Annotated in this window: 26 protein-coding genes and 1 pseudogene; 9 read left to right on the top strand and 18 right to left on the bottom strand. The window is 71.4% G+C overall.

All coding sequences use genetic code 11. From position 1 onward, the window contains the following. Window positions 1–79 precede the first annotated feature (79 nt). The 4 genes from QNA09_RS09250 to QNA09_RS09235 are packed head-to-tail and all read left to right on the top strand — an operon-like array spanning window position 80 to window position 3350. Window positions 80–991, top strand: a complete 912-nt coding sequence (locus QNA09_RS09250; RefSeq protein ID WP_072786447.1) for a metal ABC transporter substrate-binding protein — start codon at window positions 80–82, stop codon at window positions 989–991. Then, the gene (locus tag QNA09_RS09245) at window positions 988–1755 is read left to right on the top strand and encodes a metal ABC transporter ATP-binding protein (RefSeq protein ID WP_010592695.1); all 768 of its coding nucleotides are present in this window, start codon (window positions 988–990) and stop codon (window positions 1753–1755) included. Before QNA09_RS09250 ends, QNA09_RS09245 begins: the two co-directional genes overlap by 4 nt. After that, window positions 1752–2639 carry a metal ABC transporter permease gene (locus QNA09_RS09240; protein WP_248957566.1) on the top strand — a complete coding sequence of 296 codons (888 nt, stop codon included), beginning with the start codon at window positions 1752–1754 and terminating at the stop codon, window positions 2637–2639. Before QNA09_RS09245 ends, QNA09_RS09240 begins: the two co-directional genes overlap by 4 nt. A gap of 51 nt (window positions 2640–2690) precedes the next feature. Next, complete coding sequence (locus QNA09_RS09235; protein WP_040271917.1) at window positions 2691–3350, top strand: metal-dependent transcriptional regulator; 660 nt, start codon at window positions 2691–2693, stop codon at window positions 3348–3350. A 42-nt stretch (window positions 3351–3392) separates the two neighbouring features. Here QNA09_RS09235 and tnpA read toward each other — a convergent pair whose 3' ends face one another. Further along, the gene (gene tnpA / locus QNA09_RS09230; RefSeq protein ID WP_017680694.1) at window positions 3393–3863 is read right to left on the bottom strand and encodes an IS200/IS605 family transposase; all 471 of its coding nucleotides are present in this window, start codon (window positions 3861–3863) and stop codon (window positions 3393–3395) included. On the opposite strand from tnpA, the pseudogene QNA09_RS09225 reads away from it, so the two are divergent. Both QNA09_RS09225 and QNA09_RS09220 read left to right on the top strand, forming a co-directional pair. Then, a pseudogene (locus tag QNA09_RS09225) lies at window positions 3814–3960 on the top strand (helix-turn-helix domain-containing protein); the annotation flags it as partial. The gene tnpA and the pseudogene QNA09_RS09225 sit on opposite strands and share 50 nt — an antisense overlap. A 313-nt stretch (window positions 3961–4273) precedes the next feature. Then, window positions 4274–5083: an RNA-guided endonuclease TnpB family protein gene (locus QNA09_RS09220; protein WP_064066489.1), complete on the top strand. Its 810-nt coding sequence runs from the start codon at window positions 4274–4276 to the stop codon at window positions 5081–5083. Window positions 5084–5126: 43 nt separating this feature from the next. Here QNA09_RS09220 and truB read toward each other — a convergent pair whose 3' ends face one another. The 11 genes from truB to rimP form a co-directional block, all read right to left on the bottom strand. Continuing rightward, on the bottom strand, window positions 5127–6044 hold the full coding sequence (gene truB / locus QNA09_RS09215; RefSeq protein WP_017680695.1) for a tRNA pseudouridine(55) synthase TruB: 918 nt from the start codon (window positions 6042–6044) through the stop codon (window positions 5127–5129). A 31-nt stretch (window positions 6045–6075) separates the two neighbouring features. Beyond that, window positions 6076–6780, bottom strand: coding sequence for a 4'-phosphopantetheinyl transferase Npt (gene npt / locus QNA09_RS09210; RefSeq protein ID WP_010592701.1), 705 nt, complete (start codon window positions 6778–6780; stop codon window positions 6076–6078). Continuing rightward, window positions 6777–7742: a metallophosphoesterase gene (locus QNA09_RS09205; protein ID WP_010592702.1), complete on the bottom strand. Its 966-nt coding sequence runs from the start codon at window positions 7740–7742 to the stop codon at window positions 6777–6779. Before QNA09_RS09205 ends, npt begins: the two co-directional genes overlap by 4 nt. Continuing rightward, on the bottom strand, window positions 7739–9157 hold the full coding sequence (locus QNA09_RS09200; RefSeq protein ID WP_010592703.1) for an MATE family efflux transporter: 1419 nt from the start codon (window positions 9155–9157) through the stop codon (window positions 7739–7741). The genes QNA09_RS09205 and QNA09_RS09200 overlap by 4 nt, the downstream gene beginning before the upstream one ends. A 2-nt stretch (window positions 9158–9159) precedes the next feature. Continuing rightward, window positions 9160–10143, bottom strand: a complete 984-nt coding sequence (locus QNA09_RS09195) for a bifunctional oligoribonuclease/PAP phosphatase NrnA (protein WP_010592704.1) — start codon at window positions 10141–10143, stop codon at window positions 9160–9162. Between the two features lie 7 nt (window positions 10144–10150). After that, a complete protein-coding gene (rbfA, locus tag QNA09_RS09190; protein WP_051059582.1) occupies window positions 10151–10741 on the bottom strand; it encodes a 30S ribosome-binding factor RbfA in 591 nt (196 codons plus the stop codon). Window positions 10742–10800: 59 nt separating this feature from the next. After that, a complete protein-coding gene (locus tag QNA09_RS09185) occupies window positions 10801–11091 on the bottom strand; it encodes a DUF503 domain-containing protein (protein WP_003935690.1) in 291 nt (96 codons plus the stop codon). A gap of 104 nt (window positions 11092–11195) precedes the next feature. Further along, a complete protein-coding gene (gene infB, locus QNA09_RS09180; RefSeq protein WP_082061257.1) occupies window positions 11196–14096 on the bottom strand; it encodes a translation initiation factor IF-2 in 2901 nt (966 codons plus the stop codon). Between the two features lie 150 nt (window positions 14097–14246). Beyond that, window positions 14247–14567 (bottom strand): YlxR family protein, encoded by a 321-nt coding sequence (locus QNA09_RS09175; RefSeq protein WP_010592706.1) that lies wholly within the window; start codon window positions 14565–14567, stop codon window positions 14247–14249. 44 nt (window positions 14568–14611) lie between these two features. Continuing rightward, complete coding sequence (gene nusA / locus QNA09_RS09170; protein ID WP_003938972.1) at window positions 14612–15640, bottom strand: transcription termination factor NusA; 1029 nt, start codon at window positions 15638–15640, stop codon at window positions 14612–14614. Beyond that, window positions 15637–16245, bottom strand: coding sequence for a ribosome maturation factor RimP (gene rimP / locus QNA09_RS09165; protein ID WP_010592707.1), 609 nt, complete (start codon window positions 16243–16245; stop codon window positions 15637–15639). The genes nusA and rimP overlap by 4 nt, the downstream gene beginning before the upstream one ends. A 162-nt stretch (window positions 16246–16407) precedes the next feature. On the opposite strand from rimP, the gene QNA09_RS09160 reads away from it, so the two are divergent. Both QNA09_RS09160 and QNA09_RS09155 read left to right on the top strand, forming a co-directional pair. Further along, complete coding sequence (locus QNA09_RS09160; RefSeq protein WP_010592708.1) at window positions 16408–16908, top strand: hypothetical protein; 501 nt, start codon at window positions 16408–16410, stop codon at window positions 16906–16908. Beyond that, window positions 16905–17351: a ferritin-like domain-containing protein gene (locus tag QNA09_RS09155; protein ID WP_010592709.1), complete on the top strand. Its 447-nt coding sequence runs from the start codon at window positions 16905–16907 to the stop codon at window positions 17349–17351. Before QNA09_RS09160 ends, QNA09_RS09155 begins: the two co-directional genes overlap by 4 nt. Window positions 17352–17369: 18 nt before the next feature. On the opposite strand, the gene QNA09_RS09150 is transcribed toward QNA09_RS09155, so the two are convergent. Further along, complete coding sequence (locus QNA09_RS09150) at window positions 17370–18044, bottom strand: O-methyltransferase (protein WP_248957565.1); 675 nt, start codon at window positions 18042–18044, stop codon at window positions 17370–17372. A 27-nt stretch (window positions 18045–18071) separates the two neighbouring features. After that, window positions 18072–19805, bottom strand: coding sequence for a proline--tRNA ligase (locus tag QNA09_RS09145; protein WP_010592711.1), 1734 nt, complete (start codon window positions 19803–19805; stop codon window positions 18072–18074). 53 nt (window positions 19806–19858) lie between these two features. Here QNA09_RS09145 and yaaA point away from each other — a divergent pair, with 53 nt between their 5' ends. Then, window positions 19859–20602 (top strand): peroxide stress protein YaaA, encoded by a 744-nt coding sequence (gene yaaA / locus QNA09_RS09140; RefSeq protein WP_010592712.1) that lies wholly within the window; start codon window positions 19859–19861, stop codon window positions 20600–20602. On the opposite strand, the gene QNA09_RS09135 is transcribed toward yaaA, so the two are convergent. The 4 genes from QNA09_RS09135 to QNA09_RS09120 all read right to left on the bottom strand — a co-directional run bounded on the left by QNA09_RS09135 (window position 20573) and on the right by QNA09_RS09120 (window position 26441). Further along, window positions 20573–21706, bottom strand: a complete 1134-nt coding sequence (locus QNA09_RS09135) for an aromatic acid exporter family protein (RefSeq protein ID WP_010592713.1) — start codon at window positions 21704–21706, stop codon at window positions 20573–20575. The two genes, yaaA and QNA09_RS09135, sit on opposite strands and share 30 nt — an antisense overlap. A 159-nt stretch (window positions 21707–21865) precedes the next feature. Continuing rightward, window positions 21866–23347 carry an MFS transporter gene (locus QNA09_RS09130; RefSeq protein WP_017680569.1) on the bottom strand — a complete coding sequence of 494 codons (1482 nt, stop codon included), beginning with the start codon at window positions 23345–23347 and terminating at the stop codon, window positions 21866–21868. 11 nt (window positions 23348–23358) lie between these two features. Further along, entirely contained in the window at window positions 23359–24648 is a 1290-nt protein-coding gene (cobA, locus tag QNA09_RS09125) for a uroporphyrinogen-III C-methyltransferase (protein WP_269071619.1), read from the bottom strand. Between the two features lie 110 nt (window positions 24649–24758). Beyond that, the gene (locus tag QNA09_RS09120; RefSeq protein WP_308072431.1) at window positions 24759–26441 is read right to left on the bottom strand and encodes a long-chain-fatty-acid--CoA ligase; all 1683 of its coding nucleotides are present in this window, start codon (window positions 26439–26441) and stop codon (window positions 24759–24761) included. Window positions 26442–26509 lie beyond the last annotated feature (68 nt).

Below are 26509 nucleotides of genomic sequence, written 5' to 3'. Positions count from 1 at the left end.
CCGGCGGCCGGGCGGTCATCTCCGGCTCGCCCGGAGCGCCTCATGGACAACTCCGCCAGTGTCCCGCCATAATTTCGGCATGCCGAACATTTTCGTTGGACTACGCAAAATCGTGGTGGTCGTCGCGGCCACGACGGTCCTGGCGGGCTGTGCCGCGGCGCAGAGTTCCGACGACGACCGGCCCCTGGTACTGACCACTTTCACCGTGCTCGCGGACATGGCCCGCAACGTCGCCGGGGAGCACCTGCGGGTCGAGTCGATCACCAAGGTCGGCGCCGAGGTCCACGGTTACGAACCCACCCCGGGCGACCTGCGTTACGCCTCCCGCGCCGACCTCGTCCTCGACAACGGCCTCGGCCTCGAGCGCTGGTTCGAGCAGTTCCTCGCCGATACCGACGCGGCCCACGCCGTGCTCAGCGACGGGGTTCCGCCGCTGCCGATCGGCGAGGACGCCTACGCGGGGCGGCACAACCCGCACGCGTGGATGTCCCCGTTGGCGGCCCAGACCTACGTCGACAACATCGCCGCCGCCTTCACCGACCTCGACCCCGAGCACGCCGCGGACTACGCCGCCAACGCCGCGGCGTACCGCACCGAACTACAGGCGCTGCACGAAGAACTCGTCGCCGATCTGGCCGTGCTGCCGCCGAACCACCGGGCGCTGGTCACCTGCGAGGGGGCCTTCAGCTACCTGGCCCGCGACGCCGGCCTGAGCGAGGCCTACCTGTGGGCGGTCAACGCCGACCAGCAGGGCACCCCGCAGCAGATCGCCCGCACCGTCGACTTCGTCCGGACCAACGCCGTGCCTGCCGTGTTCTGCGAGTCCACCGTCTCGGACAAGGCCCAGCGGCAGGTCGCCGAGGACACCGGAGCCCGGTTCGGCGGAACCCTGTATGTCGACTCGCTCTCCGAGCCGGACGGTCCCGTGCCCACCTACCTCGACCTGCTCCGGCACGACGTCCGCACCATCACCGAAGGGCTGCGTCCATGACCGCGACACCCACCCCCGCCCTGGCCGTCTCGCGGCTCAGCGTGCACTATCGCACCGTCACGGCGCTCGACGGCGTCGACCTGACGCTCATCCCCGGCCGGGTGTGCGGGCTCGTCGGTACCAACGGCTCGGGCAAGTCCACCCTCTTCAAGGCGATCATGGGCATCGTGCGACCGAGCACCGGCACCGTGTCCATCGGCGGGACCGACACCGTCACCGCCCGGAAGGCCGGTGCCGTCGCGTACGTGCCGCAGAGCGAGGCCGTCGACTGGGACTTCCCCATCAGCGTGGGCGAAGTCGTGATGACGGGCCGCTACGGCCGGCAGAACTGGCTGCGCCGGCCGCGGCCCGCCGACCACGCCGCCGTCCGGGCCGCGCTCGAACGCGTCGACATGGCCGGCTACGTGCAGCGGCAGATCGGCCAGCTCTCCGGGGGTCAGCGCAAGCGTGTCTTCGTCGCCCGTGCCATCGCCCAGGGCGCTCCCCTGCTCCTGCTCGACGAGCCGTTCGCCGGCGTGGACAAGCGCACCGAGGCTGCCCTGACGGAGGTGATCCGGGACCTTGCCGGTTCGGGGCACACGATCCTCGTCGCCACCCATGACCTCGCCGGACTGTCGCTGCTGTGCGACGAGGCCGCGCTGCTGCAGCGGCGCATCCTCGTCCACGGCGCCCCGGACGAGGTGCTGCGGCCGGAGAACCTCGCGCGCGCCTTCGGCGTCGACCCCCTGCTGCCGGCCCCCCACGTCGCCCAGGAGGCACGGTGAACCTCGTCGAACTGATCGTCGAACCTCTGCAGTACGGCTTCATGCAGCGCGCCCTCGTCGTCGCGGTGGCCGCCACGATCGTGTGTGCCCTGCTCAGCTGCTGGCTCGTACTCATCGGGTGGTCGCTGATGGGCGACGCCGTCTCCCATGCCGTGCTGCCCGGCGTGGTGCTGGCCTACCTGGTGGGAGCGCCGTTCGCGGTGGGCGCGCTGCTGTTCGCCGGGGCCGCCGTCGCTCTGATCGGGCTCGTCCGCAACACCACCAAGGTCAAGGAGGACGCCGCGATCGGCGTGGTCTTCACGACGTTGTTCGCCCTCGGTGTCGTGCTGATCTCGAAGAACCCGAGCCAGGTGGACCTGCACCATGTGCTGTTCGGCAACCTACTGGGCCTGGCCACCGCGGACATGTGGCAGGTCACCGCGCTCGCAGTGATGGTGCTCGTCGTGTTGATCGCCAAGCGCCGCGACCTGACCCTGTTCGCGTTCGACCGGGGGCAGGCCCACGCCCTCGGGATCTCCCCGGCCCGGCTGTCCGCGCTGCTGCTCGCGCTGCTGGCGGTCACCATCGTCGCCGCCATCCAGGCCGTCGGGGTCATCCTCGTCGTGGCGATGCTGATCATCCCCGGTGCGACGGCGTACCTGCTCACCGAACGGCTGTCGCGGATGCTGGTGCTCGCTCCCACCCTGGCTGCACTGACGTCGGCGACCGGCGTATACGTCAGCTACTACACCGATGCCTCCACCGGCGGCGTCGTCGTTCTGGCCCAAGCGGTCGTGTTCACGATGGCCTATCTGTTCTCGCCCCACCAGGGACTCGTCACCGGAGCCCTGCGACGGCGCACTCGGCTGCGCGAGCCGGATGATTCGACGGTGAGAGTTGCCTAAGCTGTCCCCGTGGGCGACAGGAGCGGGGCGACCGAGGTGGCGGCGACGGACATGCTGACGCCGGTCGCGCAGGACTATCTCAAGATCATCTGGACCGTCCGGGAATGGTCGGGTGAGAAGGTCTCGACGAAGCTGCTCGCCGAGAAGCTCGGAGTGTCGGCCTCGACCGTCTCCGAGGCCGTCCGCAAGCTCGCCGAGCAGGGTCTCGTCGACCACGCACGCTACGGCGCGATCTCGCTCACCGAGGCCGGGCGCGCGGCGGCCGTGGCCATGGTCCGCAAGCACCGCCTGCTCGAGACGTATCTGGTCCGGGAACTCGGCTACGGCTGGGACGAGGTGCACGACGAGGCCGAGGTGCTCGAGCACGCCGTCTCCGACCGGCTCGTCGCCGCGATCGACGCCAAGCTCGGCCATCCGGAACGGGACCCGCACGGAGATCCGATCCCGGCGGTCGACGGCACGATCCCCACGCCGCCGGCCCGCCAGCTCAGCGCGTTCGTCGACGGTGAGCACGGCCGGGTCGCCCGCATCTCCGACGCCGACCCGGCAATGCTGCGCTACTTCGACGACGTGGGCATCGCCCTCGACACCGACATCCGCGTCGTCGAACGCCGCGACTTCGCAGGCACCGTCGCGGTTCGCATCGGCGGCGACGCCGGCAGCACGGTCGACCTGGGACATCCCGCCGCCGACGCGATCTGGCTGGTGTAGGCGGCTCCGCCGCTACCGGGATGTGGGTCAGTGCGCCGCCGTTCACGGCGGTGGTGAAGGCCCGCGCGGGAAGGGCCGCCAGGGCCGAGCCGTGCCCTGGACGGGACGGTTCTGCTGCTCGATGTACTGGCGCACGATGCTCAGCGGCGCGCCGCCGACGGACCCGGCGAAGTAGGACCCGGACCACAGCCGTTGCGCGCGCCAGTAGTGCCGGACCAGCTCGGGGAACTCCTGGCGCAGACGACGGGAGGAGACGCCTTTCAGGCTGTTGACCAGCTTCGAGACGGCGACCTTGGGCGGGTAGTGGACCAGCAGGTGTACGTGGTCGGCCTCGCCGTGGAACTCGACCAACTCGGCCTCGAAGTCCGTGCACACCGCGCGCATGATCTCTTCCATCCGGTTCAGGTGCCGGTCACCGAACACCTGGCGCCGGTACTTCGTGACGAAAACCAAGTGCACATGCATGAGGAACGTGCAGTGTCTGCCAGTGCGGATGTCGTCGTCATCGCCCATAAACCAATACGGTACAGTGGTCTGTGTGCAGCTCCGGTACGCCTACCGGCTCGACCCGACCCCGGCCCAGCGCCGAGTGTTGGCGCGGGTGTTCGGCTGCGCCCGGGTGGTGTTCAACGACGCCATCGCCGCTCGGCGGGCGGCGCACGAGGCGGGGGCGCCGTTCCCGACCGACGCGGCGCTGTCGAAGGCGCTGACCGCGGCGAAACGGACCCCGGAACGGGCATGGCTGGCCGAGGTGTCCGCCGTCGTCCTGCAACAGGCCCTCGCCGACGCCTGCGCCGCCTACCGGAACTTCTTCGCCTCCCTCGACGGCACCCGGAAGGGTCGCAAGCTCGGCGCGCCCCGGTTCCGGTCACGGACGGACCGGGCCCAGTCGATCCGGTTCACCAAGGCCGCCCGGTTTCCGGGTGCTCCCGAACGGGCGGCTGCGGCTGCCGGGGGTCGGGGACGTCCCGGTGCGCTGGTCGCGCGACCTGCCCTCGGCGCCGTCGAGCGTGACGGTGACGATGGACGCGGCCGGGCGGTACCACGCCTCGTTCGTCGTCGACGTCCCCGACCAGCCGTTGCCCCTCGTGCCGCACGAGGTGGGGATCGACCTGGGGCTGACACACTTCGCGGTACTGTCGGACGGCACGAAGGTCGACGCCCCCCGCCTCGCCCGCAAGGCGCAGGCCAAGCTGCGGACCGCGCAGAAGGAACTCGCCCGGCGGCAGAAGGGCTCGGCCCGCCGGGAGCGTGCGCGCCGAAAGGTGGCGCGCTGCCACGCCCGGGTCGGGAACACCCGCCGGGACTGGCTCCACAAGCTCTCCTCCACGATCGTCCGCGAGAACCAAGCGGTGTACGTGGAGGACCTCGCCGTGTCCGGGCTGGCCCGGACGAAGCTCGCCCGCTCGGTGCACGATGCCGGGTGGTCGACGTTCACGGCGATGCTCGAGTACAAGGCACGGCGGCACGGGCGCACCTTCGCCCGGGTCGACCGGTGGTTCCCCTCCACGCGGGCGTGCTCGGTGTGCGGGGCCATCGGGGAGGCCAAGCCCCTGCACGTCCGGTCGTGGACCTGCCCGTGTGGCGCGGTCCACGACCGAGATGTGAACGCCGCGAAGAACATCCTGGCCGCGGGACGCGCGGACAGCCCAACGCTCGTGGAGCCGGTGTCAGCCGGGACCCCGGTCCCGCACCCGGCCGTGAAGCGAGAACCCGCCGGGAGCACCGCATGAGCGGCGCAGACCGGAATCCCCGCTGTTCACGACGGGGAGGACGTCAAATGGTGGCCGGGCGCACGACGAACACCGCCGAGGCCCGCGTGCCCTTCTCCTGGAGCAGCGCCGCGGCGCGGCCGGACGGATCGATCGCCGCGTACACGCCGGGGATCCCCACCGGGTCCAGCCACCGGCCGTTCGCGAGCAGTGCCGCCTCCGCGGCGGTGACGTCCCGGCACGGGAACGCCGTCCGGATCGCGGCGTCGATGTCCAGGCTCACGGTCGGGTCGTCCTCGAGCTGGGCGAGCGTGCGAGCGTGCTCGAGCCCGAACGGGCCGACCCGGGTGCGGCGGAGCGCGGTCAGATGCGCGCCGACACCCAGCGCGGACCCCAGGTCGCGGGCGAGCGCCCGGATGTAGGTGCCCGACGAGCACTCCACCTCGACGTCGAGGTCGACGAAACACCCGCGGTCCGCGCGCACCTCACGCCGGGCGAGTACCGCGAAACGGGAGACCGTGACCGGGCGGGCCGCCAGCTCGACGGCCTCCCCGTCGCGCATCCGGGCGTAGGCACGCTTGCCGTCCACCTTGATCGCGCTGACGCTGGCGGGCACCTGGGAGATGTCCCCCGTGAGCGCGGCGACGGCCGTAGCGATCGCCTCGTCCGTGACCGCGGCGGCGTCGGTGGTCGCGAGCACCTCGCCGTCGGCGTCGTCGGTGACGGTGCTCTGGCCGAGCCGGATCGTCGCCGCGTACGCCTTGGTGGTGAGGGCGAGCAGACCGAGGATCTTCGTCGCGCGCTCCACCCCGAGGACGAGCACGCCCGTCGCCATCGGATCCAGGGTGCCGGCGTGACCGACCTTGCGAGTGCCGAGCAGTCGCCGGCAGCGGGCCACCACGTCGTGGCTCGTCATGCCCGCGTCCTTGTCGACGACGAGCAGACCGGCACGGGTGAGGGCGGGGTTCTCGGAGGCAGACACGGGGCCCGATTCTGCCACGACGACTGCGACGTCAGCGCACGACGATCGCCGTGAGCACCAGACCGTCGGCGATCAGCCAGCGCCCGTCGAACGCGGCCAGGGGGGCACCCGTCCGGGTGTCTCCGGGGACGAGCAGGTCGGAGCGAAACGTGCCCGACGCGACTGCGCCCGGTGCGGCCGCGCCGTCGCGCTCGAACGTGATGTGGGCGTCCTCGAAGCCGAGCCAGCGTCCGGTGAGCGGGAACCACGCCTTGTAGGTGGCCTCCTTGGCGCAGAAGAGCAGGCGGTCCCAGTGCAGACTCGGATCGGTGCCCGCGAGCCAGGTGCGCTCCTGGGGCAGGGAGACCGCTTCGAGCACCCCGTCGGGGAGAGGTCCGTGCGGCTCGGCGTCGATCCCCAGCGACCGCACTTGCAACGCATAGGCCAGAACAGCTCCGCGGTATCCGTCGCAGTGGGTGAGGCTGCCGACCACCCCTCGCGGCCAGACCGGTGCCCCTTTGTCGCCCTTGAGCACCGGGCCGGGTTCCATCCCGAGCTGCCGCATGGCCAGCCGGGCGCAGTGCCGTGCCCCGGCGAACTCCCGCCGGCGCTTGTCCACCGCGCGGGCGACCAGCGGCTCTTCCTGCGGGTGCGGTCGCAGACCGGGCGGGTCCTCGAACAACTCCGCGGCGGCGATCCCGTCGGGCAGGATCCGGCTGATCAGCCCGGTGCGGGTCGCGGTGGTCGGGTCGGTCATCGCAACTTCCCTTCGCGCCCCGCGCGCATGCTCTGTGCAGTGCGCGCTGCACGCATCTTCTCGACTTCGGCTTCCATCTCGGGCGTGACCCGGAAGTGTCCGCCCCATTTGTTCAACGATCCCGGCGGGTACTCCGGCACGGGCAGGATCTGGCGTAACAGTCGATCCGGCAGGCCCCGGCGCTGCCATTCCCGCGGATAGCCGAGAGAGACCTCCTCGAAGCGGACGCCGTCGTAGTACGTGGTACGCGGGATGTGCAGGTGCCCGTACACGGCGCAGAGGGCGCGGTAGCGCAGGTGCCAGTCGGCGGTCTCGGTCGTGCCGCACCACAGGGAGAACTCCGGATAGAACAACATCCGGGTGGGCTCGCGCACCAGCGGGAAGTGGTTGATCAGCACCGTCGGCAGCGACGGATCGAGGGCGTCGAGACGCTTGCGGGTCTCGTCGAGCCGTACGCGGCACCACACGTCCCGAGTGACGTACGGGTCGGGCGCGAGCAGGAATTCGTCGGTGGCGACGACGTTGCGTTCACGGGCCAGCGCCAGGCCCTCGGCCTTCGTCGCGGTGCCCTCGGGAAGGAAGGAGTAGTCGTAGAGCAGGAACATCGGCACGAGCGTCACCGGTCCGCCCTCGCCGTGCCACACGGGGTACGGGTCCTCCGGGGTGAGCACGTCGAGTTCGCGGCACATCGTCACCAGGTAGTCGTACCGGGCGGCGCCGTGCATCTGAACCGGGTCCTTGGCGGTGGTCCACAGTTCGTGGTTGCCGGGAACCCAGATCACCTTCGCGAAACGGCTGCGCAGCAGCGACAGTGCCCAGCGGATGTCGTCGGACTTCTCGGCGACGTCGCCGGCGACGATCAGCCAGTCGTCCGGCGATTCCGGGTACAGATCCTCGGTGACGGGGCGATTGCCTCGATGCCCGACGTGGATGTCGCTGACCGCCCACAGTTTCCCCGTCACCGGCTCTCCTTCTTCGTCTCGTCGCGCGCCGTCTCGTGCGGGGGCCGAGCCTGCCGGTCCGCACCGGTCACCGCCCACCGCCCCGACCGCGTCCGCCACACGACGGCCGCCATCCGGAACACGATGAACACCGTAAGCCCAGTCCAGATACCCGCGAGACCCCAGTCCCACACGAGCGAACACCACACGAGGGGCAGGAATCCGAACAGTGCGGACGCGAGCGTGGCGGTGCGGAGGAAGGCGGCGTCGCCGGCGCCGAGCAGCACGCCGTCGAGCGCGAACACGACACCGGCGACGGGTAGGAGCGCGACGAAGAACCACCAGGCGACGTCGATCTGCTCGAGCACCCCGGGATCGCTGGTGAACAGCGCCGGAATCGCGTCGCCGCCCCCGAGGAACACCAGCGCCAGGCCGGTGGCGAACACCGTGGACCACGCGGTGATCCGCCACGCCAGGCGCTTCGCATCGGAGCGGGCTCCTCCCCCCAGGGCCGCGCCCACCAGCGCCTGGGCGGCGACGGCGAGCGAGTCGAGGGTGAGCGAGACGAAGTTCCACAACTGCAGCACCACCTGGTGTGCTGCGACGGCGGCCGCCCCGAACCGGGCGGCGACCGCGGCCGCGGACAGGAAGCACGCCTGGAAGGCCAGGCTGCGGGCGATCAGGTCGCGGCCGAGCCGCACCTGCGCGGCGATCACCGTCCGTTGTGGTCGTAGCGGCACACCGGACCGGAGCAGTGCCCCGACGAACAGCGCTGCGGACACACTCTGGCCGGCGACGTTGGCGAGGGCGGAGCCGACGAGTTCCCAGCGGGGGGCTCCGGCCAGGCCGTGCACGAGCAGCGGGCACAGCACCGCCGAGAGCGCGAGCCCGGCGAGCACGTACCGCAGGGGGCGGGCGGTGTCCTGCACACCGCGCATCCAGCCGTTGCCGGCGAGGCCGACGAGGATCAGCGGTGCGCCGAACAGGGCGACGCGCAGCCACGACACCGCGGCCTCGGCGATCTGCTCGTCGCCGGCGATCAGCGCGGCCACCGGTTCGGCCAGGAGCTGGCCGACGATCAGGATCGCCGTCCCGACGGCGAGTGCGAGCCAGGTGGCCTGCACCCCCTCGGCGACGGCGGCGTCCCGCCGTCCGGCGCCGTGGAATCTGGCGGCCCGGGCGGTGGTGCCGTAGGACAGGAAGGTCAACTGGGTACTGACCTGGGCGAGGACGAGGCCGCCGATGGCCAGTCCGGCCAAGGCCAGGGCGCCGAGCCGGCCGACGACGGCGATGTCGAACAGAAGGTACAGGGGTTCGGCGGCGAGTACTCCGAGTGCCGGCACCGCGAGCCCGAAGATGCGTCCTGCGGTGGCCTCGGGGACGAGGTGGGACGCGGCGTCCGGTTCCGGGCCGGCGGTGTCCTGCGGCGCCGGCATCGTCAGTCCAGTGCCGCGCGCAGTGCCGCGACGACCAGGTCGCGGTCGCCGTACGCGGTGTAGCCGGATGCGAACCGGTGCCCGCCTCCCCCGAGCGCGGCGGCGGTCGCGGAAACGTCGATGTGCCGCTTCGATCGCAGCGACACCGTCCACACGTCCGGCCCGCACTCCTTGAATACGGCGGCGACCTCCGCCTCTGCCGTCGTTCGAACGATGTCGATGACGCTCTCGATCTCCTCGGCTCCCAGATGCGCGGAGTCCGCGCGGCGCACTGTCGCGTGGACGAGTCCGCGACCGCCGGCGGCATCGGGGACGAGCGTCGCCGAGGCGAGCACCATCGACAGCATGGGCAGCCACCCGAACGGGTGGGTGTCGAGAAGCCGGCGGGTGATCGCGGCGCCGTCGATCCCGGTCGCCAGCAGCCGTTCCGCGAGGCGGTGCGAGCCCGCACGCCCCCAGCGGAACGATCCGGTGTCGGTGACCAGCCCCGCGTACAGACAGTGGGCGAGGTCCGCGTCGATCTGCACGCCCCACTCGTCGAACAGATCGGCGAGCACGGCGGTGGTGGATTCGGCGGCCTCGTCGATCAGATTGTGGGTGCCGAACCGCGTGTTGGAGCGGTGGTGGTCGATCACCAGGATGCGCTTCGCTCCGGCCAGGCGGCCCGCGAGTTGCCCGAGTCGGCCGACCGTGCCGCAGTCCACGGTGACGAGGAGATCCACCTCGTGACGGACCTGCCCGGCGGGCACCCGTAGGTGACCGCCGGGCAGGTCGCGCATCGAGGCCGGAACGGCAGCCGGAGACGCGAATGCCACCTGCACCGGAGTGCCACGCCGCTCGAGCACCGTGCCGAGGGCCAGGCCGGAGGCGAAGGTGTCGGCGTCGGGCTGGACATGGCAGAGGATCGTCACCGACGTCGCGTCCTCGAGGAGCGCGACGGCGTCGCGGAGATCGACCGCCGGGGCGGCCTGCGTCGATTCGGCCATCGGTGCGCTACAGATCGTCACCGTCGTCGGGACGCGACAGATCGTCACCGTCGTCGGGACGCGACAGATCGTCACCGTCGTCGGGACGCGACAGATCGTCACCGTCGTCGGGACGCGACAGATCGTCACCGTCGTCGGGACGCGACAGATCGTCACCGTCGGGACGGGTCCGGGGCTCCTTGTATGGGTCGGGCTCGCCGGCGGGTGCGGCTCCCTCCCGGGCCTTGGCCAGCTCCTCGTCGGCAGCCCGTGCGCGCTCGAGAAGTTCCTCCATGTGCCGGGCGGTGTCCGGCACGGTGTCGGTGACGAAGGTCAGCGTGGGGGTGAATCGCACTCCGGTTCCCGCTCCGACCTTCGAGCGCAGCACACCCTTGGCCTTCTCCAGGCCGGCGGCAGCCGCGGCCAGGTCGGGTTCGGCGTCCAGATTCTCGCCGCGGACCGTGTAGTAGACGGTGGCGTCGTGCAGATCGGCGGTGACCTTCGCGTCGGTCACCGTGACGAACGCCAGCCTCGGATCCTTGATCTCGTGATCGATGGCCGTGGCGACGATCGTGGCGATGCGCTTGGCCAGTCGGCGTGCCCGTGCTGGATCGGCCATGTCAGTCGGTTCCTCTCCCCGGCCGCCGACGGCGACCACATGTTGTTCGACCGGTCCGGTCAGTCCTCCGGACCGAAAATTCTTCGCCGCACGGAGAGCAGCTGCAACTCCGGGCGTTCGGCGACGAGCCGCTCGCACGTGTCGAGCACCTCGTTGAGGTACGGCACCGCGGACGCGGCCACCGCCACCCCGATCTCGGCGCGGCGGTAGAGGTCCTGGTCACCGGTCTCGGCGGCACTGACCGTCATCCGCCGCAGCTCGGCGAGCACAGGACGGATCACGGACCGCTTCTGCTTGAGCGAGCGCACGTCGCCGAGCAGAACGTCCAGTTCCAGAGCCCCGAGATACATCCGTCCTCCGATGTCGTGCGGTGCCGATCTCCGGCACGCCGACGGCGGCGGGCGATCATCTCGCCCACCGCCGCCGACGAGACCGTCGGGTGTATCCGGCCGCGTCAGTCGCGCGGCTTCTCGCGCAGCTCGTACGCCTCGATCACGTCACCGATCTTGATGTCGGAGTAGGTGACCGTCAGACCGCACTCGAAGCCTTCCCGCACCTCGGTCACATCGTCCTTCTCGCGCCGCAGCGAGGAGATGGTGACCGTCTCGGCGACGACGTTGTTGTCGCGGAGCAGACGGGCCTTCGCGTTGCGCTTGACGATGCCGGACTGGACCATGCAGCCCGCGATGTTGCCGACCTTGGACGACTTGAAGATCGCCCGGATCTCGGCGCGGCCGAGCTCGACCTCCTCGTAGATGGGCTTGAGCATGCCCTTGAGCGCCTTCTCCACCTCGTCGATCGCCTGGTAGATGATCGAGTAGTAGCGGATGTCGACACCCTCGCGGTTGGCGAGCTCGGTGGCCTTGCCCTCCGCGCGGACGTTGAAGCCGATGATCACAGCGTTGGACGCGGCAGCCAGGTTGACGTTGGTCTCGGTCACACCACCGACACCGCGGTCGATGACTCGCAGCCGCACCTCGTCCCCGACCTCGATACCCATGAGGGCCTCCTCGAGGGCTTCGACCGTACCGGCGTTGTCGCCCTTGAGGATGAGGTTGAGCTCGTTGTGCTCCTTGAGCGCGGCATCGAGGTCCTCGAGGCTGATCCGCTTGCGGCTCTTGGCGGCCAGCGCGTTGCGCTTGCGCGCATTGCGGCGGTCCGCGATCTGCCGTGCGATGCGGTCCTCCTCGACGACGACGAGGTTGTCACCGGCGCCGGGCACCGACGTGAAGCCGATGACCTGGACCGGCCGCGAGGGCGACGCCTCGAGGACGTCGTCGCCGTGCTCGTCCACCATGCGGCGGACCCGGCCGTACGCGTCACCCGCGACGATCGAGTCGCCGACCCGCAGCGTGCCGCGCTGGACCAGGACGGTGGCCACGGGGCCGCGGCCACGGTCGAGGTGCGCCTCGATCGCGACGCCCTGCGCCTCCATGTCCGGGTTGGCCCGCAGATCGAGGGACGCGTCCGCGGTGAGCAGCACGGCCTCGAGCAGCTGGTCGATGTTCAGGCCCTGCTTCGCCGAGATGTCGACGAACATGGTGTCGCCGCCGTACTCCTCGGTGACCAGGCCGTATTCGGTGAGCTGCTGGCGGATCTTCTGAGGGTTCGCACCCTCCTTGTCGATCTTGTTCACCGCGACCACGATCGGCACGTCCGCAGCCTGAGCGTGGTTGATCGCCTCCACCGTCTGCGGCATGACGCCGTCGTCGGCCGCGACCACGAGGATCGCGATGTCGGTCGACTTCGCGCCACGGGCACGCATGGCGGTGAACGCCTCGTGACCCGGGGTGTCGATGAAGGTGATCAGCCGGTCTTCGCCGTTGAGGTGGGTCATCACCTGGTAGGCACCGATGTGCTGGGTGATGCCGCCGGCCTCGCCCTCGCGGACGTTGGCCTTGCGGATCGTGTCGAGCAGGCGGGTCTTGCCGTGGTCGACGTGACCCATGACGGTCACCACCGGCGGGCGCTGCACGAGGTCTTCCTCGGTGCCCTCGTCCTCGCCGTAGGTGATGTCGAACGACTCGAGCAGCTCGCGGTCCTCGTCCTCGGGGCTGACGACCTGAACGTTGTAGTTCATCTCGGAGCCGAGCAGCTCGAGAGTCTCGTCGTTCACCGACTGAGTGGCCGTGACCATCTCACCGAGGTTGAACAGCGCCTGCACGAGGGCCGACGGGTTCGCGTCGATCTTCTCCGCGAAGTCGGACAGGGACGCCCCGCGAGCGAGACGGATGGTCTCGCCGTTGCCGCGCGGCAGCCGCACACCGCCGACCGACGGTGCCTGCATCGAATCGTATTCCTGCCGCTTCTGCCGCTTCGACTTGCGGCCACGGCGCGGAGCGCCACCGGGACGGCCGAAGGCACCCGCGGTGCCACCGCGGCCACCGCGACCGGCACCACCGCCGCCACCACCGGGGCGACCGCGGAATCCACCGGGAGCGCCGGCACCGGTGCCGGCACCCGGAGCGCCGCCACCACCACCGCGGTAACCGCCGCCACCGCCGGCCGGACGCCCGCCGGGGGCACCGGGCCGACCGGGACGACCGGTCGGGGCGGGACGTGCAGCACGCTGCGGCATCGCGCCCGGGTTCGGACGCGGGGGCATCGATCCCGGGGACGGCCGGGGGCCACCCTGACCGGGGGCCGGACGGGGACCGCCGGGACCGGCCGCGGGGCGACCCTGACCGGGGGCCGGACGGGGACCGCCGGGACCGGCCGCGGGGCGACCCTGACCGGGGGCCGGACGGGCACCACCGGGACCGCCAGCGGGGCGACCCTGACCGGGAACCGGACGCGGGGCGCCCGGACGCGGCGCAGGACGCTCCGCGGGGGCGGACGAGTACGGGTTGTTGCCGACGCGCGGCGGCTTGGGACCGGGACGGGGACCGCCCGGCTTGGGACCGGGGCTCGGCGTCTGCGGGGCCGGCGCCTGCGGGGCCGGTGCCTGCGGCGCGGCCTGCGCGGCCGGGGCCTCCGGGGTGGCCGGCTTCGGGGCGGCCGGGCGCGGAGCGCCGGGCTTGGGGCCGGACGCGGCGGGACGCGCCGCCGGAGCCGGGCTGGGCGCCGGGGCGGCGGCTTCCGGCTGCGGGGCCGGGGCGGGTGCCGGTGCGGCCTGGGCGGGCGCAGCCGGACGGGGACCGGGGCGCGGCGCCCCGGGCTTGGGGGCCGCCGACGGGGCTGCGCCGTCGCCGTTCGCCTTCGCGAAGGACTCGCGCAGTCGGCGCGCCACCGGCGGCTCGACTGTCGAGGACGCCGACTTCACGAATTCGCCCTGTTCCTTCAAACGGGCGAGAAGTTCCTTACTGGTGACACCGAGTTCCTTGGCCAACTCGTGTACACGGGCCTTGCCTGCCACTGCTCTCCTCACTGATGAGGTCGAGCGGCTGGTGCCCGCACGACCTCGGGTTATCTCCGATGGACGTTCATCGCTGGTGCTTCACGGTGTGCTCATGAGTGTTCGTACCTGTTCTTCTCAGAGTTGGTGTCCCCGGTCCGGCGCGTATCGCTACGCCGAGTTCCCCTCGTTCCGGACCCCGACCAGCTGAACAAGCGCGGACGGGTCGATTGTTCCCGACACCCGCAGCGCTCTGCCGAATGCTCGACGCCGCTCCGCCTGACCGAGGCATTCCGGATCGGGGTGCAGCCACGCGCCCCGACCGGGCATCCTCCGCCCCGGATCCGGCACCAGCACGAAACCTGTCGACTCCGTCGCCCGCGCCACGACCCTCAGCAGATCGGCAGCCAGCACCCGCTGCCGACACCCGACGCAGGTGCGCACCGGAGCGATGCGCTCTCGGCCGGCCGAGGGCAGCTCATGCTGAGCCATCGACCACTCTACCGCTGATCGGGCCGGAACCGTGCATTCCACCCCTACCTGCCTGTCGCGGGCGACCCCGCCGACTCCGAACCACCGGCCGCGGCGTCGCTGCGGATGTCGATCCGCCACCCGGTCAGCCGCGCAGCCAGGCGGGCATTCTGCCCCTCCTTGCCGATCGCGAGGGAGAGCTGATAGTCGGGGACGACGACCCGGGCCGCACGCGCGTCGGGATCGACGACTGTGACGGATACCACCTTCGAGGGGGACAGTGCGTTGCCGACGAACCTCGCCGGGTCCTCGTCGAAGTCGATGATGTCGATCTTCTCGTCCCCGAGTTCACGCATGACGTTGCGCACCCGTTGCCCCATCGGGCCGATGCACGCGCCCTTGGCGTTGAGCCCCGGCACTCGCGAATGGACCGCGATCTTGGAACGGTGGCCGGCTTCCCGCGCGACGGCGACGATCTCCACCGACCCGTCCGCGATCTCCGGCACCTCGAGGGCGAACAGCTTGCGCACCAGATTGGGGTGCGTCCGGGACAGCGTGATCTGAGGACCGCGCTGCCCACGGGAGACCCCGACGACATAGCAGCGGATCCGGTCACCGTGCTCGTACGTCTCGCCGGGCACCTGCTCGGCCGGCGGGATCAGCCCCTCGGCGCCGGTGGTCTCGCCACCGATCTTCACCACGACCATGCCGCGGGCGTTGGCGCGGGTGTCGCGCTGGACGACGCCGGCGACGACCTCACCCTCGTGCGTCGCGAACTCCCCGAACCGCTGTTCGTGCTCGGCATCGCGAATGCGCTGCATGATCACCTGGCGCGCGGTGGTCGCCGCGATGCGGCCGAAGCCCTCGGGGGTGTCGTCCCACTCGGAGACGAGGTTGCCGTCCGCGTCGAACTCCTGCGCCATCACCCGCACAGCGCCGGTCCTGCGGTCCACGTCGACACTCGCGTGCGGCTGGTGCCCGTCGGTGTGCCGGTAGGCGGTGAGCAGGGCCGTCTGGATCGTCTCGATCAGCGCATCGAACGGGATGTTCTTGTCGGCCTCGAGGACCTTCAGGGCTGCGATGTCGATATTCACTTGTCCACCTTCACTTCGTCCGTGCCGTTGTAGTCGGTGCCGTTCTCGTCGTCCGGATCCTCGCCGTCGCTCTCGGCGATCTCGCCCGCACGCACCCGGCCGTCCGGCACCCCGCCCGCGAGTTCGAGTTCGCGCGGATTCGGCGCGTTGAACTCGACCTCGACAACGGCGCGGCGCACATCCGCGAGCGGAAGCACCCGCACGGACGGCCCGTTGCGGCCGGGGACGACGACCCGGACCTCGTCGCCGACGAGCTCACCGATGCGGCCGACGATCGTCTCGTCGTCCAGGTCGATCCGCGCCTTGCGGGCCTGGGACCGGCGCCAGTGCCGTTCGAGGGTGAGCGGGCGGCCGATGCCGGGGCTGGTCACCTCGAGCACGTAGGGCGACTCGCCGAAGTCGGCGACGGAATCGAAAACCTCCGAGACGAGAGTGCTCAGACGGGCGGCCTCGTCGAGGCTCAGTCCGGTGTCGCTGTCGACGAACAACCGCACCGTGCTGTGCTTGCCCGCAGACGTGACCACGACGTCCTCGAGGTCGTATCCCTCGCGCTCGATCGGTCCGGAGACGAGTTCGGCAATTCTCTCCGGGGGCGGCACCGGCATCGCGACAAGCTCCTCGTTCAGTTGTGATCGCAGCGGACGACATGCCGGCGCACGAGCGGACCGGCAGGTATCCCAGGATATCGCGCATTCGGTGCCCCCGTGACCAACCCCCGCGGCCGACCACCGTCGGATCCACGCGGACCGGGCTGGCACGATGGTGCGGTGCCGACGCTCGCATCCTCACCGCCCGTATCCCGCCGCACCGTGTTGCGGTGGTCCGGCGCCGCGCTCGGCGGTCTCGGCGCGCTCGCCGTCGCCGGGTGCGCTGCCGGCGAGGACGACGGCAGCGGAGAGGTCGATCCGCTGATCGCGCAGGCCGAGCGGGCGCGCGTCGACGCCGCGACCGCCGCCCTGCTCGTCGCGCTGCTTCCGGACCGTGCGCAGGCGCTGCAGGCCGTCGCCGCCGAACGCACGACCCACGCCCAGACCCTGGACGCCGAAGTGGCCCGGCTCGCCGGGACCGACCCGACGGTGTCGGACGTCACGACGACGACCGTCGCTCCGGCCGCGGATCCACCGACCCTCGATCTGATGCGCGACCGGCTGGGCACCTCGCGGCGCGCCGCCGCCGATCTCGCCCGCACCCTGCAGGGGTACCGGGCGGGCCTGCTCGCCTCGATCAGCGCCGCGTGCGCCGTGCACACGGGGGTGCTGCTGCCGTGAGTTCGCAGTCGCTGGGTGTCGAGCAGCAGGCCCTCGTGGACGCGTTGAACGCCGAGTACGCCGCGGTGTTCGGGTACGGAATCGTCGCCGCCTTCTCCAACCCCGCCCGGGCGGCCGAGGTCTCGGCCGACACCGCGGCCCACCGCGCCCGGCGCGACGCCACCACGGATGCGCTGCGGGCCGCGGGCGTGACCCCGCCCCCCGCTGCCGCCGGGTACACCACGCCCTTCCCGGTGACCGATCCGGTCTCGGCAGCACAGCTGGCGGTACAGATCGAGGCCGATGTCGCCGTGGCGTGGCGTTCCGTCGTCGAGCGGGCCCGCAGCGAGCACACCCGTGGAGCGGCGATCGAGGCGCTCACCGAGTCGGCGATGCGGGCGGCACGGTGGCGCGTCAACCTGGGGATCGCCCCGCCGTCCGTCGCGCTGCCCGGGCAACCCTGAGCCGTCCGGCGCGGCGGGTCAGCCGGTCATCACGGCGATCGCCACGCCGTCCCAGCCCTTGACCCCGACGGTCTGCAGCGCGGTCGCGTCGAGGCGGGGATCCGCCCCCATGAGTTCGAGCACCTCCCAGGCGCCGCGCACACGCTCGTCGTCGAGGTCGGCATTGGTCACCGATCCGCCGCGGATCACGTTGTCGACCACGATCACGGTTCCGGGTCGGCCGAGCCGCAGCGCCCACCGCACGTAGTGCGGGTTGTTCTCCTTGTCGGCGTCGACGAAGACCAGGTCGAACGGGGCCTCGACCTCGAGGGACGGCAGGAGGTCGAGGGCGGCGCCCACGCGGACCTCGACGCGCTCCCCCACCCCGGCGCGGTCGAGGTTGGCGCGGGCGACCTCGGCGTGCCGCGGTTCGTACTCGAGGGTGACCACGCGCCCGTCGTCGCCGACGGCCCGCGCCAGCCAGATGGTCGAGTACCCGCCGAGCGTGCCGATCTCGAGGATGCGCCGGGCACCGCGGATCCGGGCCAGCAGGTGCAGCAGCTTGCCCTGCACCGGTGCCACGTCGATCGGCGGCAACCCGGCCGCGGCGTTGGCCTCGAGCGCCGCGGTCAGGGCGGGGTCGTCGCCGACGAGGAGCTCGGCGAGGTAGCTGTCGGTGGCGGCCCAGTCGTCGGCCGTGTCGCTGTCGGTCATGACACCGATTGTGGGGTCCGACGCGCCTCAGCGGCCGAGGATCTCCTGCAGCGCCTCGTCGGCCGGAACCTCCCGGGACTCGCCGCCGAACCGGTCGCGCAGCTCGACCTTGCCGTCCGCCCATCCCCGTCCGACGACGACCACCAGCGGCACGCCGAGCAGCTCGGAGTCCTTGAACTTCACCCCGGGCGAGGCCTTGCGATCGTCGAGCAGGACCTCGACTCCGGCCTTGTCGAGTTCGGCCGCCAGGTTCTCGGCGCCCGCCCGGGCCGCCTCGTCCTTGTTGGCGATCACCAGGTGCACGCCGAACGGAGCGACCTCGGCCGGCCAGCGCAGACCCTTGTCGTCGTGCTGCTGCTCGGCGATCACCGCGACGAGCCGCGAGACGCCGACACCGTAGGAACCCATGGTCGGCCGCACCGGCTTGCCGTTCTCGCCGAGCACGTCGACGGCGAAGGCATCGGTGTACTTGCGGCCGAGCTGGAACACGTGGCCGATCTCGATGCCGCGCGCCGACACCAGGGGCCCGGCACCGTCGGGCGACGGATCACCGTCGCGCACCTCGGCGGCCTCGATCGTGCCGTCCGGGACGAAGTCCCGGCCCGCGACGAGTCCGACGACGTGCCTGCCGGGTTCGTCGGCGCCGGTGATCCACGACGTGCCGTCCACGACCCGCGGATCGACGAGGTAACGGACCCCGTTGTCCAGCAGCGCCTTCGGACCGATGTACCCCTTGACGAGGAACGGGTGGGCCGCGAAGTCGGCGTCCGTGAGCAGCTCGTACTCGGCCGGCTCGAGCGATGCCCCGAGCCGCTTGTCGTCCACCTCTCGGTCGCCGGGGATGCCGATACCGAGCAGTTCCCACTCCCCGCCGGGTCGCCGCGTCTTGACGAGGATGTTCTTCAGGGTGTCGGCGGCGGTCACCGGGCGGTCGAGCGCCCCGGCTGCCCACTCGACGAGAGTCTCGATGGTCGGGGTGTCGGGGGTGTCGTGCACCACCGGCTCGGGCAGCCCGTCGAACGCGACCGGCTCGGGAGCCAGAGTGCGCACCGCTTCGACGTTCGCGGCGTAGCCCGACTCGAGGCAGCGCACGTACGTGTCCTCACCCACCTCGCTCTCGGCGAGGAACTCCTCCGACGCGCTCCCGCCCATCGCGCCCGAGGTCGCGGAGACGATGACGTACTTCACCCCGAGACGCGCGAAGATCCGCTCGTAGGCGTCGCGGTGGGCCCGGTAGGACTCGGCCAGGCCCTCGTCGGTGAGATCGAAGCTGTAGGAGTCCTTCATCACGAACTCGCGGCCGCGGAGGATCCCGGCACGCGGCCGCTCCTCGTCCCGGTACTTGGTCTGGATCTGGTACAGCGTGACCGGAAAGTCCTTGTAGGAGTTGTATTCGCCCTTGACGGTGAGCGCGAACATCTCCTCGTGGGTGGGCCCGAGCAGGTAGTCGGCGCCCTTGCGGTCGTGCAGCCGGAACAGCCCGTCGCCGTACTCGGTCCACCGGTTCGTGGTTTCGTAGGGGTCGCGCGGCAGCAGTGCCGGCAGCGAGATCTCCTGCGCGCCGATCGCGTTCATCTCCTCGCGCACGACGCGCTCGACCTGCCGCAGCACCCGCAGACCCAGTGGCAGCCACGAGTACACCCCCGGCGCTATGCGGCGGACGTAGCCGGCGCGCACGAGCAGCTTGTGGCTGGCGACCTCGGCGTCGGCCGGATCGTCGCGGAGGGTGCGGAGAAACAGGTGCGACATGCGGGTGATCACGGGAGAGCAGCCTACCTGCCGCCCCCGGACCGGCCTCGGTACGGTTACCGCTTGTGCTGGTGCTTCTGCCTCCTTCCGAAACCAAGTCCGACGGCGGCGACGGTGCGCCCCTCGACCTGGGCGAACTGTCGATGCCGCAGCTGACCGTGACTCGCGAGGCGCTGGTGCAGGCACTCGTCGACCTGGCCGCGGACCACGAGGCGTCGACCGTGGCGCTCGGCCTGGGTCCCACGCAGGCGGACGAGATCGAACGCAACGCCAAGCTGTGGGTCTCGCCCACGCGACCGGCGCTCGCGCGATACACCGGAGTGCTGTTCGACGCCCTCGACGCCGCCGGGTTCACCAGGGCGCAGCGGGCGAAGGCCTACCGGCGGCTCGCGATCGGGTCGGCGCTGTTCGGCGCGGTCCGTGCGGGCGATCCCGTCCCTGCATATCGCCTGTCGGGCGGATCGAAGCTGCCCGGGTTCGGCACCCTCGCGTCGTTGTGGCGCCCGGAACTGAGCGACGCACTGTCCGCGGAGGCCGCCGGGGAGCTCGTCGTGGACCTGCGCTCGGGGGTGTACCAGCAACTCGGACCTGTCCCCGGTGCGGTCACGGCAACCGTGCTCACCGAGCAGCCGGACGGCAGCCGCAAGGTGGTCAGCCACTTCAACAAGCACCACAAGGGCCTGCTGGCACGTGCGCTCGTGCTGACCCGCGCGGAGCCGGCGGACGTCGACGGTGTCGCGCGGGTCGCGGCCCGCGCGGGTCTGCGGGTGGAGACGGCGTCAGCCACCGAACTCGTGATTCTGACCTGATTGCGGTGTGCGCCCGGTGTCCTGCACCGCGGTGAGGAACCGGTGCGCCGGGTGCCAGAAGCTCCCGAGCACGGCCGCCACCCGGGGATCACCGGACCCGGCGGCCGAGCGCTGCAGTTCGGCGAGCCGGCGGGCGCACCGGTCGCGGGCCTCGTCGAATCGCGCGGGGTCGTCGTGGGCGTCCCCGATCCGGTCCACGAGCCCGGCAAGGGCCGTCAGGAGGGTGGGCACGGAACACCGCGCCGCGTCGTCCGCCTCGGCGAGAACACCGTCCGACGCCGCCTCGGCGACACGTGCGAGTTCGCGCAGCGCCGGCACGGCGTACCACAGCCGGTCCAGGACGCCCTGGGAGGCCGTGGCCTGGTCCCGGACCCGGTCTGCGATCGGACGCGGATTGAGCCGCGCGCTCTCGCGTGCCCACTGCGAGGATTCCGCCGCGCGCTCCATCATCCGGTCGATCTCCTCCGCCCAGCGCGCCCAGCCCCCGGTGCCCGGCCCCGCGTCGTCGCCCGTCCCGGCGGCCATGTCGCACAGCAGGGATCGGATCTCCCGGGTGAGTACCTCGAGCTCGTCTCCGACCGGGTAGACGGGCGGGAAGAGCACCGCGGTCACCACGAGTCCGCAGACCGCGCCGATGGCGGTCTCGATCAACCGGTCTCCCAGCATCACCGGATCGCCCGCGACGCCCGTCGCGATGACGAACAGGGCGGTGATCGCTACCCAGATCCCGTTGGTGCCGAACACCCGCCACCGGCCGACGAACCAGCCGACGAGCACGGCTGCGCCGATCGACAGCGTCGGTCCGGGCACGAGCGCGATCGCCGCCGCGGCGAGCAGTACCCCGGACAGGACGATCGCCATCTGCACGAACGCCTGCCGGACCGACCGGAACACCGTCGTCTCGACGAGGAACACCGCGACGTACGGCGCGAGATAGGCCTGCGGCAGCGCGAGCCACTCGGCGGCGACGAGCCAGGCCATCATCGCAGCGACGGACGCCTTGGCAGCCTGGGTGGCGATGTGGCGCTCGTGGCCTCGTTCGCGGACGGCACGTACCGTCCACGACGCCGAGTATCGAACCCGGTCGGTGAAGGCGGACAGCATGTGCTCCGGCTACCCGGGACGCACGGCGGTCACACCCCGCTGCGGGCGGCCACCGCGGCGGAGGTCTGTGTGCTGTTGCACCTCCGGCGGCGTAGGTCTGTGTGCCCTGTGCCTCCGGCGGCGGAGGTCTATGTACCCTGTGCCTCCGGCGGCGGAGGTCTATGTACCCTGCGCCGCCTTCTCCGCTTCCTGGGCCTGCGCGACCTGCTCCGGGGTGAAGCGGATGAACAACGCCGCAGCCCCCGCGATCACGGCGCACACCGCGCAGCCGACGAGAGCGAACAGATAGCCCTCCCCCAGCGCGTAGAGCTGGGCGGGGTCCATGTCGGCGACGGCGCCGGACGTACCCCCCAGGGCCAGGGTCCGGGAGGTGGCCATCGCGCCGATCACGGCGAGACCGATCGGGCCGCCGAGCGTCTGCGCCACCTGGGCGATCGCAGCGAGCGGGCCGATCTCGTGCGAGCCGACGCCGGCGATCGCACACAGCGGCAGCGGGACCACGGCCAGGCCCACGCCGAATCCGACGACGAGCACCAGGACGAACAGCGTCGGCACGTACGCGACGGTGTGCGACATGGTCGACCCGTACAGCAGGCTGACCGCCATGATCAGGGCTCCGGTGACGACGAGCCACCGGGGCCGCACCCGGACCGCAAGCTTCGACGCGACTGCAGCGGCGGCGCCCAGCCCGAAGGCGAACGGCACGAACGCCAGACCGGCCTGCAGCGGCGAGTACCCGAGGATGTCCTGCACGAACAGGGCGACGAACGCGGCGAGGCTGAACATGACGGCACCGGCGAAGAAGATCGACACGAACGTCGCGACCCGGTCGGGATTGCGGAACAGCACGAACGGCAGCAGGGGGTTCTCGGCGCGGCGCTCCACGACGAGGAACACCGCGAGCAGCGCGGCACCGGCGAGCAGCGCGCCGACCACCGCCGGGCTGCTCCACCCCATCTCGGGGCCCTCGGTGAGCCCGAAGACGAGACCGGTGCAGCCGAGCGTGGCGAGCACCGCGCCCGGCACGTCCAGCGGCAGCCGCTCGGCGGCGGTCTCGCGGAGCGCGATCACGGCCAGGGTCACGATCAGGATCCCGATCGGCACGTTGATCAGGAAGATCCAGCGCCAGGACACCTCGGTCAGAGCACCGCCGATGATCAGCCCGGCGATCGAGCCGACACCGGTCATGGCCGCGAAGATGGCGATCGCCTGGTTGCGGGCCGGTCCGGGTGCGAAGGTGGTGGCGACCAGCGCCAGGGCCGTGGGCGAGGCCACAGCGGCGCCGACGCCCTGCAGCGCGCGGGCCGCGACGAGGGTGCCCTCGTTGACGGCGAGTCCGCACAGCAGCGAGGCGAGCGTGAACAACCCGACGCCGGCGATGAACATGCGTTTGCGACCGAAGGCGTCGCCGAGGCGTCCGCCGAGCAGCATGAGACCGCCGTAGCTCAGCGCGTACGACGTGAGCACCCAGTTGCGGCCCGCGTCGCTCAGGCCGAGGTCCTCCTGCAACGGGGCCAGCGCGAGATTGGCGACCGTGCCGTCGAGCACGACCATCAACTGGAGGCCGCTGAGGACGACGATCGCCAGACCCAGCGCACGCGTGGTGACGGGGTAGCTCACGGGCGAGGAGGTTTCGGCCATGTGGATCAACGTTACCGAGCGTCCGAGGCGACCTCGGCCACCGGCCCGACGTCGAACGCGGCCACCGGGCCGATGACGACGATGGCCGGCGGGCGGATCTGCTCCTCCCGGACCCGCGCGGCGACGGTCGCCAGATCGGCGCGCAGCACCCGCTGGGTGCGCAGCGTGCCCTCCTGGATCACGGTGACCGGCGTCTGCGCGGGCCGGCCCCCCTCGAGCAGGGCGGCGGCGAACTGCTCGATCCGCTCGACCGCCATCAGCAGCACCAGCGTGCCGCGCAGGCGCGCGAGCGCACCCCAGTCGGTCAGCGAATCCGGGTGGTCCGGGGCCACGTGCCCGCTGACCACGACGAACTCGTGGGTGACCCCGCGGTGGGTGACCGGGATCCCGGCCGCGGAGGGCACCGAGATGGCGCTGGTGATGCCCGGAACGACCGTCACGGGCACCCCGGCGGCAACGCATGCCTCGAGTTCCTCGTAGCCGCGGCCGAACACGTACGGGTCGCCGCCCTTGAGCCGGACGACGAACTTCCCGGCCTTCGCGCCGTCGATGAGGGCCTGGTTGATGGCCTCCTGCGCCATCGCCCGGCCGTAGGGGATCTTGGCGGCGTCGATCACCTCGACGTGCGGGCCGAGCTCGGCGAGCAGTTCCGGTGGGGCCAGCCGGTCGGCGACGACGACGTCGGCTCGGGCCAGCAGGCGCCGCCCGCGGACGGTGATCAGGTCGGGATCGCCCGGGCCACCCCCGACCAGCGCGACCCCGGGACGGGCGGGTTCGGCGTCTGCGACGACGGCGCCGGACTGCAGGGCCTCGCGGATCGCGGTGCGCACGGCCGCGGAGCGGCGGTGGTCGCCGCCGGCCAGCACACCGACGGTCATCCCGTCGTAGTGGGCGGTGGCCGGGGTGACCGCGGTGCCGCGACGGGCGTTGTCGGCCCGGACGCAGAAGATGCGGTCGCGTTCGGCCTCCGCGACGATCGCGGCATTCGTGTCCGGTTCGTCCGTGCAGGCGATGGCATACCAGGCGCCGTCCAGATCCCCGGCGCGGTAGTCGCGCAGTTCCAGGGTGATCTGCCCGGCGGTCGCCATGCCCTCGACGGCGGGCGTCGCGACACGGGTGATCACGTGCACGTGGGCACCGGCGGCGACGAGCAGGCCGAGCCGCCGCTGTGCGACGGTACCGCCGCCGACCACCACCACGCGCCGGCCCCGCAGATTGAGCCCGACCAGGTAGTTGGTCTCGTCGTCGGCAGCACTGGACACCGGCACTTCCCATCTTTCGGCACTGTCTGCAACGCGCATCACGCTGCGTGGAACGCACAAACACTACGGGCAGGGTGGTTTGCGGCGCCATCCGCCGTACCAACTTCGTGAGCGACGCCGCAGTCCCGACCCGTACGGCTCCCGGAGGATCAGCCGGGGAGGAGAGACTCGCGGACCTGCCGGCGCAGTACTTTCCCGATCTGGGAGCGCGGCAGGTCGTCCACCACCACCACACGTCGCGGAACCTTGTAGGCGGCCAGGCGCGACCGGCAGTGCTCCCGCGCCGCCTCGGGGTCGAAGTCCTCACCCGAAACCAGCACCGCCGCCACCACGTCCTCGCCGCCGTCGGAAGCCGGCAGTCCCACCACGGCGGCATCGACGATCCCCGGGAACGACCGCAACGCCGCCTCGACCTCGGACGGCATGACATTGAATCCACCGGTGATGACCAGTTCCTTGATCCGATCCACCACCGTGACGAATCCGTCCCGGTCGACCTGGACGATGTCCCCGGTCCGGAACCAACCGCCGTCGAGCAGTGCTTCCGCCGTCTGTTCGGGCTTGTTCCAGTATCCGGAGAACACCTGCGGTCCCCGCAGCAGCAACTCTCCCCGCTCCCCGGGTTCGACGTCGCGCGCCGGATCGGCAGGATCGACCACCCGGATCTCGGTGCTCGGGAAGGGCACCCCGACGGCGCCGGGCCGGCGAGTGAGCCCGATGGGATTGCCGATCGCCACCGGCGACGTCTCGGTGAGCCCGTACCCCTCGACCAGTACCCCGCCGGTGACCTCCTCCCACAGTTCCAGCGTCGTCGTCGGCAAGGGCATCGCCCCGGAGATCGACCATCGCGCCGACGTCAGGTCCACCGATCGCTCCCGGGCCGCGCGAGCGAGCCGCTCGTAGATCGGCGGCACCGCCGGCATGAACGTGGGCGGGTGCTTCGCGGCGGCGGTGAGCACCAGATCCACGTCGAACTTGGGGAACAGGACCAGCCGGGCGCCGATACTCATCGCGAAGGTCACGCACAGCGTGAGCCCGTATGCGTGGAACATCGGCAACACCGCGTACACGACCTCTTCGCCGTCCACCAGGCCCGGTACCCACGCACGACCCTGGGCGGCGTTGGCGCCGAGGTTGCGGTGGGTCAGCATCGCGCCCTTCGGGACGCCGGTGGTGCCGCTCGTGTACTGGATCACCGCCAGATCCTCGACCGAGGGCCCCGGTCGATCGGGGTCGACGGGCCCGTCCGCCAGCAGCCGTTTCCACGGAATCGTCCCGGGCGCAGAGCCGGTCAGCGCGTCCCGCGCCGCACGCGCTTTCGGAACGGGAAGGGCGAGCGCGAGCCGCTTGGACCACGGCATCGAACGAGTGATGTCCACCGCCACGATGTGCTCGACGGCCGTGTCCCCGGCGATCTGCTGCAGCAGCGGACAGACCTTGTCCCAGGCGATCGCCACCGTGGCGCCGTGGTCCGCGAACTGGCGGGCCATCTCTTCCTCGGTGTAGAGCGGATTGTGCTCGACCACCACGCCGCCGATCCGCAGGACAGCATAGAACGCGATCACATGTTCCGGGCAGTTCGGCAGGACGAGCGCCACCCGGTCACCGGGGCGCACACCGAGCCGCCGTAGCCCCTCCGCGCCGCGGTGCACCCGGTCGGCGAGTTGCGAATAGGTCAGTTCCGCGCCGAAGAACTCGAGCGCCGGACGTGGTCCGAACCGGGCTGCCGAAGTCTCGAGCATGTCGACCAGCGAGTGCTCCGGAGGCGTGATGTCCGAGGGCACGCCCTCGGCGTAGCTGGCGAGCCAGATCCGTTCCCTAGCGGTGCTCACAGCCCTGCCCCTCTCCACGCTGGAACCAGCGTAGACCGCCGGGCGGGGACACCAGCATGTTCCGGCGG

Origin of the sequence: Rhodococcus sp. AH-ZY2 (assembly GCF_030916465.1) — a bacterium.
In the GTDB taxonomy this organism is placed as follows: Bacteria; Actinomycetota; Actinomycetes; order Mycobacteriales; family Mycobacteriaceae; genus Rhodococcus; species Rhodococcus ruber.
The sequence above is the reverse complement of the archived record's forward strand: the minus strand, read 5'-3'. Positions and strand labels throughout refer to the sequence as shown.